The following is a 13,005-nucleotide window of genomic DNA, read 5'->3' as shown; positions in this document are numbered from 1 at the left end:
CAAAAATACCATATTAATTGTCATAGAAACAGGGTATTAACCAGGAATTTACGAATAAATTGCCCCATTTATTCCCCAGGCACTATATACACTAAACAGTATTTGAACAGGTGTATTAGTTGTAATAACTTCCGGTTTGTTACACATTTATGAACTTTTTTTCTATACGCGACGTTCAGAACCTGACTGGTATTAAAGCCCATACCCTCCGCATCTGGGAGCAGCGGCATAGCATCCTCAATGCCAGGCGCAAGAGGAGCAACCACCGGTTTTATGACAATGAAGACCTGAAGCAGCTCCTCCGGATATCCTTCCTGTATCACCATGGCTACAAGATATCCCGGATTGCAGGCCTGTCGGAGGAAGACATTTCCCGGCTGGCACTGGAAATCAAGCCCGACCGGGAGAATCATGACATCTATATCAACCGGTTATTGGAAGCTACCATCGACCTGGACTTCGAAAGGTTTGAAAACACGCTGGACTGCCTGGTACATCAAACAGGCTTCGAAAATGGTGTATTGGAGGTTTTATTTCCTTTGCTCCGGAAAATTGGCCATTTATGGATGGCAGGTAATGTGATGCCTGCCCAGGAGCATTTTGCCAGCGCCCTTATCATCAAAAAGATCCTGGCAGCGACCGACAAGCTCAACAGGCCGGCAGTCACCAAACCCCAACGACGCGTATTAATATATACGCCCTATGGAGAACTCCATGAGATACCCATCCTGTTCATGCAATATATGCTCAGAAAGAATGGTATACCCTATCTCTACCTGGGTAGTAATGTCAAAACGGAGACACTCAAGGCTGCTTGCACCCAGTATGAAAAATTTAACCCCGACCAGCCGATCACCCAGATTTACTTCTACCTCATTACCAACCTCATCAAATGTGATCTGGGAGAATACCTGCATCGGTTATCAGCATTGTTTCCCGGTAAAGAGATTGTATATGCCGGGGGGAAAACCGGTACTTATATTTCCCGCGGCATCCCCGCCAATGTACGCCTGTTAAGGGGTAGAAGCGACCTCATGGCGTTCAGCAGCTCCAGGTAACAATCTGGTAATATGGTGACGGTGAACTATTTTCCAAACACACTCACCCAGGTATACAGCACAAAGCAAATACCGTAAGCATATAATAGTGTAACTGCAGCGGGTACGCCAGACAGCATAAAAGTGATGGTAACAAACCCCAGTAGCACCAGCGCCATGGAATACCATTGCACCAGCAAATTGCCTTTCAGTCGAATGGGGAAACGCATATGCCCCAGTGGCAGGCCCAACGACATGATTACCAGGCCTGCAAATACAACGGGTTCGGGATGACCGGGCAAAAATAGTCCAATCGTCACTACAGCCAGGCCAGCCACCAATGCTGTGATGAGCGCAATAGCATTCGTTTTTTCACGGCTGCTCAGCGCATACTTGCCATCCTTATGAAATAAGAGGAAGAAATTGGCCAGCGGGTTGATCACCCAGCTGGTAATGACAAACAACAGGTACAAGGCCATAATAACCAAACCGATCATGGCAATACTGCCGCCGCCTTGCTCGGAAAGACGGGTAATAACCTGGATGCCAAAGTAAATGCCCAGCGGAATGATCCAGCGGGCTTTCTTTCCTTTGTTGTTGATCCAGAAACTATATTGTAACAGCCATTTATAGGGAGGTATCTTCGATTTCAGCGCCTGCTTCAATCCTTCACGGGCCCCTTCCAGGTTGGGATGGAGCCGTAATGCTTCCCGGAAATGCTTGGCAGCCTCCTTGTGCCTGCCTTTTTCCAGCAGGTTCCACCCAAATGTCATGTGCGTATAAGGATTCTCCGGATCTTTTTCCAGCGCATCCTGCATCGTTTCAATGGCATCGTCTACCCGCTTCAGTTTGTTGAGCGCCGTAGACCGTACATTCAGACAGGTAATATTTTCCGGGTCTACTGCCAGCCCTTCATTGGCCCGCTGCAGCGCTTGCTCAAATTGCTTTTCTTCCAGTAATACCAGCCCCCACAGCCCAAAGAATTCAGCACTCCAGGGACTCAGTTCTACCGCTCTTTGCAAGTGCTGCAAAGCCAGCGTATTATTGTCCAGCTGGTAATAACCAAAGGCCATCAGGTAAAAGTAGTATCCTTCCTCCGGCATCAGTTGAATAGCCCGCTGTATGATCTCAATCCCTTCCTTGTATTGCTTCAGATCAAACTTGCACCGGGTAAGTAATCCCAGGGCATAATCATTTTCCGGATCCAGCCGCAATGCATCGGCCAACTGGCGCTCTGCATCTTTGGGCCGCCCCTGCGCCAGTAATAAATTAGCCCGTTCCAGCAAGGGCGCTACATCCGTCATGATTACTTTTTGATCTTAAGGAATTTCAGGATATCATCGTACAACCCGCTCTCGTTGGCATACAGTGCATAATTGCGTGCCGAAGAAAACCATTCCAGCGTGGTAGGACGATGTACCCTGGCGGCTTTCAGCAGGTCTTTTGTAGCCAATGGCTGGAGGTTGCCGCTGGCCATCGAGTCGCGCAGCTTCTCTTCTACCGCTATATCGATCATCGCTTTGATATCCGCCCCCGAATAGTCGGGTGTTTCCTTAGCCACCTTACGTGTATCAATATCCTTTACAGGTTTGTCTTTCAACATCGCTTGTATGATCTCTTCCCGTGCTGCCTCATCGGGCGGCTCTACAAAGATCACCCGGTCAAACCGGCCGGGCCTGCGGAAGGCCGCATCCACACTCCAGGGGGCATTCGTAGCCGCCAGGATCAGCACCCCTTCATTGTCCGATTGTACGCCGTCCATCTCAGCCAGGAACTGGTTGATCACGTGACGCATAGCGCTCTGGCGCAGGTCACTGCGACTGGCGCCCATAGCATCCACTTCATCAAAGAACAATACACAAGGCGCATTCTTACGGGCCAGTTCAAAGATCCCATGCAGGTTCTTTTCACTGTTGCCAATCCACATGTCGAGAATATCATGCAACCCGATGTTGATAAACTTTGCATGGATCTCTCCTGCGGTAGCTTTCGCTATATAGGTTTTGCCACAGCCCGGAGGGCCATATAATAAGATACCACCGCCTACTTTTTTCCCAAAGGCCTTGTAGAGGTCGGGATTCTTCAGCGGCTGTATGATCTTCATGGAAATCTCATCCTTGATGCGCGCCATACCACCTACGTGCGAGAAATTGATGGTTGGTTTCTCTAAAAAATAACTGCCCGCATTACGCTCCAGGTCCAGGTCATCATCAAAATCATCTCCTTCGGGACCTTGTACCCCCCCACTGCTCATGCGCAGTTTGGCGTCGATCTCTTCGTCCCGGAATTCAGGGTTTAGCGCCACCACCTTTTGATATACTTCCACTGCCTGCTGTAAAGAATGTTCCTTAATCAGGCATTTCACAAAAAACACCATCGCATCCGAAGGCAGTTCAGGATACAGCTCTTCATAAATGATGATCGCCGCAGAATATTTCTGCTGGTAAAACCAGGCTTCCGCCAATCCCAGCTTCGCTTTGGCATTGCCATAGCTTCGCTGCAACACCTCACTGTATTGTGCTGCAGATTCTCCATACATTTTCTCCCGCAACAACACTTCTGCCAGGTGCAGCCGCAGCGGCACATTGTCCGGTGATACCTGCAATGCTTCCTGCAGACTCTTGATATGATCGTTCATTCTATAATATTAATACAATAACCTCACCTTGATCGTTTCTTTCACTTCCTTCAGCAGCTGAAACGCCCTGTCCGATATCTTCCTGTCTACATCCAATACGACATAACCGATCTCATCGTTGGTTTTGAGGTATTGCGCCAGGATATTAATGTTGTGCTTGGACAATTGCGTGTTGATCTCCGACAATACCCCCGGCACGTTGCGGTGAATGTGCAATATCCGGTGCGTACCTTCCTGTGGTGGAAGGTTGATGGCAGGTACCGTGTGAGAGCCATTGGTAAGGCCCATTTCCAGGTACTGGAACAATTTATTGCTCACATCTTCCCCGATATTCATTTGCGCCTCTTCTGTAGAACCGCCAATATGCGGTGTCAGGATTACGTTGGGCAGCTCCTGCAATGGAGTTTCAAAACGGTCGCCGTTCTTCTCCGGCTCCCAGGGGAATACATCGATGGCCGCGCCGGCTATCTGGCCATCCAGGATGCATTTGCGCAGTCCTTCCAGGTCCACCACTTCACCACGGGCATAGTTGATCAGGATAGAACCCTTTTTGAAGTTCTTTAATGCATTCTTATTGATCAGGTTCTTAGTAGCATTATTGTCAGGTACATGCAGTGTGATGATATCTGCCTGGCTCACCACTTCTTTCAGGGTCTTTTTGCCGATCGCATTGCCCAGGGGCAGTTTGGTCACCGCATCATAAAAGATCACTTTCATACCCATACCCTCTGCCAATACGCTCACTTGTGAGCCGATATTACCATAACCGATGATGCCCAGTGTTTTACCGCGCAATTCATAGCTACCCTTGGCTTCCTTCATCCATACCCCTTTGTGGGCGGCATTGTTCTTATCGGGAATGCGGCGAATGAGCATAATGGACAGACCGATCACCAGTTCCGCTACCGAGCGGGTATTGGAATAAGGTGCATTGAATACAACTACGCCATGGTCTGTGGCGCTTTTCAGGTCTACCTGGTTCACACCAATACAGAAACAACCGATGGCCTGCAGCTTTTTGGCAGCTTCCAGCACGCGGGGGGTGATCTGGGTTTTGGACCGTATACCCAGCAGGTGTACGTCTTTCACTTCTCTTACCAGGTCGTCTTCTGTAAGGGCTCCGCCCAGTTTCCTGACCGATACATAACCTGCATCCTTAAAGTTTTTCACAGCGGCGTCGCTGATATTCTCCAGGAACAGGATGTTTACTTTCTCTTTCGGATAACTTGTATTTTTTTTGTCGCTCATAATGATGGCTCATCTTTTGCGTTAAGTAATCAAATCGCGGATCTCACAGTTGAATACGGATTGCGCTGACCAAACGCATTTTGTAGACTATACAGATTGCATGGATAATTACAGATTACGTGAATGGGAAGTTCGGCCGGGCCGACAAAGTGAATAATATCTACCATTCCTTAAGAAACATTGAATATTATCCACTAATCTGCGAAATCCTTGAGAATCCATACAATCCGCACTTCGGGGTGCAAAGATGTCGCATAAAATTGAAACGGAAAAACGAATCGCGGATTGACGTAACAGACCAGATTTGACCGATGCAGACAGAAATAAGTATTTATCAGTAGGTTACAGTATCTAAAAATCTGTGAAATCAGTGCATAAACTGATATAATCCGTGATTATTTGGTACTTTTGACGATCGCTAACCCAGTATAAAACAGTCCTTTTGAAAACCATGTTAAGGTTCATACCACTTAGCCTTTTTGTGATAGGCTGTGCGCAACTCAATGATAAGCAGCCTGAGCTTTTGTCCCAGTCTAATGGACAGGCGACCTTGTCGGCTGCTGCCAACTCTACTACAAACACCTCAGATTCATCCAGTTATTATATTTCCCTGGTAAAGGGCTTTATAGATACCACCTTTGGCGATCACCTCAATGGCAGCGTGCTGGTAGCCCGGAAGGGCCAGATCCTATACGAGCATTACGCAGGTTTTGCCAATCCCCGGGGTTACGGTGATTCCATCACCGCCAATACGCCCTTTCACCTGGCTTCCGTATCTAAAACCTTCACAGCCATGGCCGTATTAAAGCTTTGGGATGAAGGCAAGCTCAATATTGACGATCCGGTAAGCAATTACCTCACCGGCTTCCCCTGTGCCGGCGTTACCGTCAAAATGCTGCTCAACCACCGCAGCGGCATTCCCAAGTATGACCATTATATGGGCAACCTGGGCTGGAACCGGCGCAAGATCATGAACAACCAGGATGTACTGGACTTCCTGATCGCCAACCGCAAAAAGATCCCCATCGGCCGTCCTGATCGTGGATTCAGCTATTCCAATACCAACTATGCCCTCCTGGCCCTGATCATTGAAAAAGTAAGCGGCCAGTTTTATGGCGACTTCCTGAAAAACACCTTTTTTGATTCCCTGGGCATGCGTGATACCTATGTGTACACCCGGGCCGATTCAGCCCGCAGCCTCCCCTCCTATTATTACAATGGCCGTCAATATGCCTTCGATTTCCTCGACATGGTATACGGCGACAAGAATATCTACAGCACACCACGTGACCTTGTGAAATGGGATCAGGCCCTGCACAATGGCCGTATGTTCAAACAGAGCACCCTGGAGGCGGCCTATACCCCCTACAGCAATGAAAAGGCCGGCACCCACAATTATGGACTTGGCTGGCGTATGTATGTGCTGAAAAATGGCAAAAAGCTCATTTACCATACCGGTTGGTGGCATGGCAACCGCACCATTTTTGTGCGCCTGATCGATGAGGATGTCACCATTGTAGCCCTTTGCAACAATGATTCCCGCAATATTTATTCGGCCAAAGAGATGGCTGACTATTTTGGCGATTACATGCAGCATACCGACCGTGATGACGAGGATGGCCGTGTGGCCCGTACCACTGTCGTACGCAAGCGTTCCAATGCTACTGTACGCAAATCATCTTCCAAAAAACATTTGGTAGCCAAGGCCAAAGTAAAGACCACCAAAAAAAGGAGCACCACTACTTCTTATGCCGGCAAGGCAGGGAAGAAATGATTTCAGCAATCGTGAATCGGCAATCGGCAATGAGTTCGTAATAGTTTAAGAGGCTGTATTATCTTTAGTATTCCCAAATACGATCTTCAGCCATGTATATTTACTCCGCCACCGACATACGCGCCTGGGATGAATACACCATCCTTCATGAACCCATAACATCCATTGACCTGATGGAGCGCGCCTCTCAGGCCTGCGCAGAATGGCTGCAGCAATACCAGCAACAGACAACAACTGGCTTTGTCATCTTTTGTGGCAAGGGTAATAATGGCGGCGACGGACTGGCCATTGCCCGTCTGCTGGCAGAAAGCGATCATCCCGTAACCGTATACATCCTGGAATTTGGCCACAAGGGCACGGAAGACTTTCAAACCAACCTGGCCCGGCTTCACGGCAGCAAGGCCGTTATCAAATTTATTCCCGCTGAAGAAAATATACCGGCACTCACAGCAGGTGATATCATTATAGATGCCTTGCTGGGTTCGGGGCTCAACAGACCGCTGGAAGGCCTTACTGCCAAAGTGGTAAAACATATCAACCAAAGCGGACTGGAGGTGATCGCCATTGATATCCCTTCGGGATTGATGGTTGACAGCAGTTCTATCGGCAATACAGTGATCACGGCCCAGCATACCCTCAGCTTTCAATGTTATAAACCGGCCTTCCTGGTAGCCGAGAATGAATCATTTGTAGGCCACCTGCACATACTGGACATTGGTCTGCATCCCAATTTTCCATTGGAACATCCCGCTGCTAACCGGTGGATCAACCAGGCGCTGGTACAATCCATTATCAAACCACGTAATAAGTTTGCCCACAAAGGCACTTATGGTCATGCAGCCATCATAGCCGGCAGTCAGGGTATGATGGGCGCAGCTACCCTTTCGGCAAAGGCCTGCTTACGCAGTGGCGCCGGCAAACTCACTACCCATATACCCGCTGTCGGATATACCATTATGCAAATAGCGGTGCCTGAAGCCATGACCTACACCGCCGGGAAAGAATACATTGAACTGGCCGTAGACCTGGGGAAATATGATGCTATTGGCGCTGGTCCCGGCTGGGCGCAACACGATACACATAAAGCATTACTGGAAAGCATTTTTCAACAAACCACCAAAGCCCTGATACTGGATGCGGATGCGCTGAACACAATGGCGCAACACCAGCAATTGCTGGAGCGCCTGCCCCGCCATACGATCATTACTCCTCATCCCAAAGAGTTTGAACGCTTATTCGGCAAGTCGGCCAATGACTTTGACCGCATACAACTCGCCTTGAAAAAAGCAGCCCACTTCAAGATCATCATTGTCCTCAAAGGACGTTATACCCTGGTGGCAACACCCGATGGCCTGGCTTATTTCAACAGTACGGGCAATCCCGGTATGGCTACCGGCGGCAGCGGAGATGTATTGACAGGTATCATCACCGGCCTCGCAGCACAAGGTTATACCCCTTCAGAAGCTGCTATTGCCGGCGTATTCCTGCACGGCCTGGCCGGCGACCTGGCCGCAGCCTACACCTCACAGGAATCCCTGATCGCTTCTGACCTTGTAGAATACCTCGGTGATGCTTTTCACCAGCTGGTGCTATAAAATAAAAAGCGGGAAGCTGCATGACTTTATCGCTTCGGTTCCGGTGATTGCTGCGGTAGTACAAAATCGTAATACTGTATGCCTTGCTGTTTCAACAAAGGCAATTGTGCTTCCATCCTTTTTACAAAGTCGTTGAAATTCTTTTGTTGTGGGTCTGTCCAGGCAGTTTCTGCCAATGCCAGCATCCGGGGAAAGGTCATGAAATCGAGCCTTTGTTCTGTCTTAATGGTTTCCGTCCACAGGTTGGCCTGCAGTCCCAATACCTGTGACAATTGTCCTGGCTGGATGGGATAATCAGCCACAGAGAAATCATATACCTTTTCGAGAGAAGCATAGCCCTTTTGGGGTCCCCATTTCCGGCCCGATACATGTGCACTGTCCTGCACAAAGTCAAAGTAAAAAGGCAAGCGGGGGCACAATACCACCGAATATCCTTTCTGTAGGGAAGTCGTCAGTTGCCTGGGCTGGTCATGGCGCCACCAGAATACAATAGTTTGCTCAGGTACCAGGTTGGCCTGCGTTACTTCATCCCAGGCCAATACTTTATTCTTCATTGTTGCCAAACAATCGGCCATGCGCCGGATAAAGTAAAACTCAACGCCTTTCGCATCCGTCAACTTTTCCCTGGCCATCAGTTGTTGTATGTCAGGATTGGCCATCCATTTTTCATTGCCAAAACTCACTTCATCACCACCGATATGGATCATTTGCGAGGGAAACAAAGCATCTGTCTCTTTGAGTATATTGGTGAGGTATTGATAAGTACCTTCCTTGCCGGGATTAAACGTAAACTCCGGATGTTTGGCAGAACCGCCGCCACTGTATTCCGGATAGGCGCGGTTGGCCGCTGTGGCATGGCCCGGCATATCGATTTCCGGGATCACGGTAATAAATCTTGCTGCGGCATAGGCCACTATTTCTTTGATCTCTTGCTGCGTATAATATTGGGCAGGCGCCAGGGAGTCTGTGTAATTGCCCTTACCACCTGTTAGAGTGAGCGCCGGATATTTCTTGATCTCAATCCGCCAGCCCGGCTCATCCGTCAGGTGCCAGTGGAAACGGTTTAGTTTGTAAAAAGCCATCCAATCCAACAACTGCTTCACCTTGGCCTTTCCAAAGAAATGCCTTGATTCATCCAGCATAAAACCCCGCCATCCATACCCGGCTATATCCGAAATACTCCAGCAAGCTACAGCAGCATCTTTACTTTGTGCAGTAAGCTGCAACAGGGAAATGACTCCGTAAAATACGCCGGCGGCTGATGGAGCAGTGATAGTGATCTGTGTGGGTTGAATATCCAGTGAATAGGCGTCTAACTGGACCAGCTTATCCTGTTTATTGCCAGTGAGCACCAACTTTACAACTGATCCTTTGGTCGCCTTGCCCAGCTTTACCTGGATAGCACTCTTTTGAGAAAGCCCCTGCTGCAGGTATTGGGCAATAGGTTGCAGCGAAGCCTGTGTAGTAACAATGGTGGTAGTATTGTCAAACTTAAATGCACCGCTGTTCAGCCTGGCATCAGCCGGCAGTGGGATGATGGGGCAAGTGGTTTGGGCCATCAGCGATGTGACAGCACCAGGAAGGCAGACAACAGCGATCAATAATTTCAATAATATATTCTTTTGCACCTTGTGATTATTGGTTCCGGCTCAAGATACAGTATTCACAGGCTGCGTTTTATTCGCAAACGATTGCTCATATTTGTCAGGACTCTCCCTCCATTACCACCCAATCATCAGTTGTCAACTTGCAGGAACCTGCAACAGTTTGCACGGGATACGTCAAATAGTAACTTGGGTAATTTCGGAATGTCCATTATATTTAGCTCACTTTTAAACCCCAAAGCAACCTCCATGAACCAGGTATTTCCCCTTAACAATGAAAAGAGCTGGCAATCGCTGCTGGTAACTGATGAAAAACTTTTTGTCATCAACAGATCGTATGATAACCCCAATGACTTTATGAAGGGCTTCAATGATGAAGGACTGGGACGATTGCTGAAATCAAAAAAAGAGATCGATGTACAGTATATAACAGGGCTTCAACATGCGGAAAAAGAACCAGTCGAGCTGAAGATCGTCCATGAGAAAAAGATCATGTTGAAATTCAGGAATCCGGCCGATCTGGCAGAAGTGGCAACCTGGCTCGCCGGCAAAAGGCTCCTGAAAATGAACACCCAACAACTGACTCCCCTCAAGGCCATCCAGCGACAGCTTATTGGGCTAGCACTTATTGCCCTGTTTGGCTGGGTATTGTACACCGAAGCGAAGACAATCGAAGAAGGCGGCACCATTGATTTTTCCGGTCGCCGGGCCGGCATGAAACGCCTGATGGCCTGGGTAGCCGAACAACTGGGGACACAAGGTGTATTGATCGTAGCCGGACTGGCAATAGCTGCCTGTGGTTATTTTATCTACAAAAACATAAAAACACCGCCCAACCAGGTGGTGTATGCGTGATAAGTACATTATTGCAAAGCCATCATCCGGTTTGTCAACAGGGTGATGGCTTTTTTATTCCTGCCTGCCATTGCTAATTACACCGCCTTACACCCCCTTTTAAGCCCCGATCTCCATCCCGCCACACAAACCCCTGCATCGAACCTCACTACCTTTAAAACGCCTCCTAACCGCCTTTAACGCGAAAGCGCCATTTTCTTCGCCTTCGTTCTTTTGGACCCATGCAGAAGGGGAGCCTGGTAAAGCTGCCTGAACATGGCCTGGATACTGTCTCCGTATTGCCTACGCCCCTTAGAACACTGGCCCTTTTCATTGAGCGGTCAGGCAATACGTAGGCAAGGCGTAGACCATCCGTAGACCATGCGCAGGCCAATTGGGCGCCTTTAACTACCGTCGTGAGAACCCCTTTTAAAGCAATTCAGTCACCAGGAAACAGCCTGGAAAGAGAACATAGAGGGGAAAAAGCTGATCAATTATACCTATGCTTTTGACCTGGTGGCCGTATAGACATTTGAACTTCCTGTAAATAACAATATATTTACACCCAACCTTCAACCCGATTGAAACATGACTGATGAACTTGGATTGGTAATACTGGCCATAAGCCTTGGCCTCGGAGTCCTCTGGTACAGGTATAGAACGAGAAAACTCAGAGAGCGGGAAGAGGATTGGAAGCAAAAGAGGTGGTAAACAGCTTACAGCTTCTTCATCAACTCCTGCGCCTTCTTATAATTGGGGGCATCGGCGGGTATCTTTTCCAGCCAGTCTTTGGCAGTGTCTTTGTCCTTCTCTTTCAGGAAGCTGAGCGCCTCATAAAAAGCCGCCTCATATTTAAAGGCCGACTCGCCTTTGAACAGTTTTTCAAATACCGCCCTGGCCATCGGCAACTGATCGGTCTGTAATAGGGATACACCAAAATAAAACAGCGCATAACTATTGTCGGGTTGGTTTTGTATTACCTCCGCCAGGTCTACAGCCGCTACATTAAACTCTTTGTTGTTGAAGGCCGTAGTTGCTTCCAGCAATACCGTATCCAGGTGACTGCCCCGCTCTACCTGCGCCACCATCTGCGTAGCTGCATATTTTTCATACAGGTTGCCCGCAAAAGGATTCCATACAAATACACCGATCACCAGCACAGCAGCCACTGCGATCGCAACACCCACATATTTTTTAAACGACACTACCTTAGCTGGTTGGGATGGAGGCGACACGATGGTTGCAGAAGCGCTCTGCTCTTGCAAAGTCTCCCCTGTTTTGTTACCAAAATATTCCTGCCGCAATTGTTGCATCGTTCCTTTCAATTGTTCCCTTTGCTCGTCTTTGCCAAACGTATCCTGCAGGCCAGCCTCCACCTCACGGTGAAAAGCCAGTTGCTGCTGCAGCGTGGGATCACTTTGCAGTGCTGCCTCAAAAGCCTGCTGCTCATCTGCCTCCATCAGGCCATCCACATATCGGGCAATATCTTCCAATGTATATTTCATAACGGTAGCTTCTTAAGGTTTATAATACGGATAACTAAGGGTCGGTCTGAAGCACGATGGACGATCAAGATTTACGACTGCTGATCAAAAGCAACCTTGATCATCTGTGTCAATGATGCCATGCACTCGCTTTTCTTTTTGCGGAGATACCCATAAGTCACTTTTAGCTGTTCAGCGATCTTCTCCTGGTCTTCCCCTCCCATACAGCGTTTAATGATCTCTTTACAGGTAGCGCCCATTTTTTCAAAGCATTGCAGGAAGAGCTGCATTTTCTCATTGTTTTGCTTTAGCTGTTCGGCCATCGCAAAGACATCCTCCCCTATAGATACATCATCCACCTCTTTTGTTACCGGCTGCCGCCCTCTTTTTTTCAGTTCATTGAGCCACTTTCTTTTACATACTATAATAAGGAAGGGCTCAAAAGGACAGGTTAACTGCAGCCCTTTGTTTTTAGCCTGATTGTAGATATCTATCAAAGATTCCTGGAAAATATCGGCGGCATCGTCCTCACTGCCGCTGTTGGCCAATATATAGGTACGCACCTTCCCGGCGTATTTGCTGTAGATCTCCCGCACGGCGAGGGTGTCATTTTCCAGCAGCGCCTGTACGTATCGCTGATCGGTATGAATAACGGTTGTAATAATAAAAGGTTTATAAGTGAGTGATATACACGGCACAAGCACCTCCTGATCCCCTGCCGGTAAAAATAGCCAAAAATAATTCATGGCAAGGGGGTAACAAAAATACCGGACTGCTGATATACCTGTGAA

10 protein-coding genes are annotated in these 13,005 nt (G+C 48.4%); 4 read left to right on the top strand and 6 right to left on the bottom strand.

The window, feature by feature from the left end; genetic code table 11:
* Nucleotides 1-149: 149 nt before the first annotated feature.
* Nucleotides 150-1,058, top strand: a complete 909-nt coding sequence (locus D3H65_RS03705; RefSeq protein ID WP_119048968.1) for a MerR family transcriptional regulator — start codon at nucleotides 150-152, stop codon at nucleotides 1,056-1,058.
* Nucleotides 1,059-1,084: 26 nt separating this feature from the next.
* Here the strand turns inward: D3H65_RS03705 and D3H65_RS03700 are convergent, their stop codons facing one another.
* From D3H65_RS03700 to serA, 3 genes are read right to left on the bottom strand one after another with little or no spacing between them, the layout of a single operon-like run.
* Nucleotides 1,085-2,341: a tetratricopeptide repeat protein gene (locus D3H65_RS03700; protein ID WP_119048967.1), complete on the bottom strand. Its 1,257-nt coding sequence runs from the start codon at nucleotides 2,339-2,341 to the stop codon at nucleotides 1,085-1,087.
* A 2-nt stretch (nucleotides 2,342-2,343) separates the two neighbouring features.
* Nucleotides 2,344-3,675, bottom strand: a complete 1,332-nt coding sequence (locus D3H65_RS03695) for an ATP-binding protein (protein WP_119048966.1) — start codon at nucleotides 3,673-3,675, stop codon at nucleotides 2,344-2,346.
* 9 nt (nucleotides 3,676-3,684) lie between these two features.
* Nucleotides 3,685-4,923 (bottom strand): phosphoglycerate dehydrogenase, encoded by a 1,239-nt coding sequence (gene serA, locus D3H65_RS03690; RefSeq protein WP_119048965.1) that lies wholly within the window; start codon nucleotides 4,921-4,923, stop codon nucleotides 3,685-3,687.
* Between the two features lie 451 nt (nucleotides 4,924-5,374).
* On the opposite strand from serA, the gene D3H65_RS03685 reads away from it, so the two are divergent.
* Together D3H65_RS03685 and D3H65_RS03680 are read left to right on the top strand one after the other, a co-directional pair.
* Nucleotides 5,375-6,697 carry a serine hydrolase domain-containing protein gene (locus D3H65_RS03685; RefSeq protein ID WP_119048964.1) on the top strand — a complete coding sequence of 441 codons (1,323 nt, stop codon included), beginning with the start codon at nucleotides 5,375-5,377 and terminating at the stop codon, nucleotides 6,695-6,697.
* A gap of 92 nt (nucleotides 6,698-6,789) precedes the next feature.
* Complete coding sequence (locus D3H65_RS03680) at nucleotides 6,790-8,292, top strand: NAD(P)H-hydrate dehydratase (RefSeq protein ID WP_119048963.1); 1,503 nt, start codon at nucleotides 6,790-6,792, stop codon at nucleotides 8,290-8,292.
* A gap of 26 nt (nucleotides 8,293-8,318) precedes the next feature.
* Here the strand turns inward: D3H65_RS03680 and D3H65_RS03675 are convergent, their stop codons facing one another.
* Nucleotides 8,319-9,920, bottom strand: a complete 1,602-nt coding sequence (locus D3H65_RS03675; protein ID WP_245999677.1) for a beta-N-acetylhexosaminidase — start codon at nucleotides 9,918-9,920, stop codon at nucleotides 8,319-8,321.
* Nucleotides 9,921-10,145: 225 nt separating this feature from the next.
* Here D3H65_RS03675 and D3H65_RS03670 point away from each other — a divergent pair, with 225 nt between their 5' ends.
* A complete protein-coding gene (locus D3H65_RS03670; protein ID WP_119048961.1) occupies nucleotides 10,146-10,751 on the top strand; it encodes a hypothetical protein in 606 nt (201 codons plus the stop codon).
* 695 nt (nucleotides 10,752-11,446) lie between these two features.
* Here the strand turns inward: D3H65_RS03670 and D3H65_RS03665 are convergent.
* The gene (locus D3H65_RS03665; RefSeq protein WP_119048960.1) at nucleotides 11,447-12,235 is read right to left on the bottom strand and encodes a tetratricopeptide repeat protein; all 789 of its coding nucleotides are present in this window, start codon (nucleotides 12,233-12,235) and stop codon (nucleotides 11,447-11,449) included.
* A 71-nt stretch (nucleotides 12,236-12,306) separates the two neighbouring features.
* Nucleotides 12,307-12,960 (bottom strand): RNA polymerase sigma factor, encoded by a 654-nt coding sequence (locus D3H65_RS03660; RefSeq protein WP_162915389.1) that lies wholly within the window; start codon nucleotides 12,958-12,960, stop codon nucleotides 12,307-12,309.
* Nucleotides 12,961-13,005: the final 45 nt, after the last annotated feature.

Source organism: Paraflavitalea soli, from assembly GCF_003555545.1.
GTDB classification, from domain to species: domain Bacteria; phylum Bacteroidota; class Bacteroidia; order Chitinophagales; family Chitinophagaceae; genus Paraflavitalea; species Paraflavitalea soli.
This window is presented reverse-complemented; position numbering and strand designations above follow the sequence as displayed.

Coding starts and splice junctions, on each gene's coding strand:
- D3H65_RS03700 (WP_119048967.1), bottom strand. CDS start 2,341: ATGACGGATGTAGCGCCCTTGCTGGAACGGGCTAATTTATTACTGGCG.
- serA (WP_119048965.1), bottom strand. CDS start 4,923: ATGAGCGACAAAAAAAATACAAGTTATCCGAAAGAGAAAGTAAACATC.
- D3H65_RS03665 (WP_119048960.1), bottom strand. CDS start 12,235: ATGAAATATACATTGGAAGATATTGCCCGATATGTGGATGGCCTGATG.
- D3H65_RS03670 (WP_119048961.1), top strand. CDS start 10,146: ATGAACCAGGTATTTCCCCTTAACAATGAAAAGAGCTGGCAATCGCTG.
- D3H65_RS03705 (WP_119048968.1), top strand. CDS start 150: ATGAACTTTTTTTCTATACGCGACGTTCAGAACCTGACTGGTATTAAA.
- D3H65_RS03695 (WP_119048966.1), bottom strand. CDS start 3,675: ATGAACGATCATATCAAGAGTCTGCAGGAAGCATTGCAGGTATCACCG.
- D3H65_RS03685 (WP_119048964.1), top strand. CDS start 5,375: ATGTTAAGGTTCATACCACTTAGCCTTTTTGTGATAGGCTGTGCGCAA.
- D3H65_RS03660 (WP_162915389.1), bottom strand. CDS start 12,960: ATGAATTATTTTTGGCTATTTTTACCGGCAGGGGATCAGGAGGTGCTT.
- D3H65_RS03680 (WP_119048963.1), top strand. CDS start 6,790: ATGTATATTTACTCCGCCACCGACATACGCGCCTGGGATGAATACACC.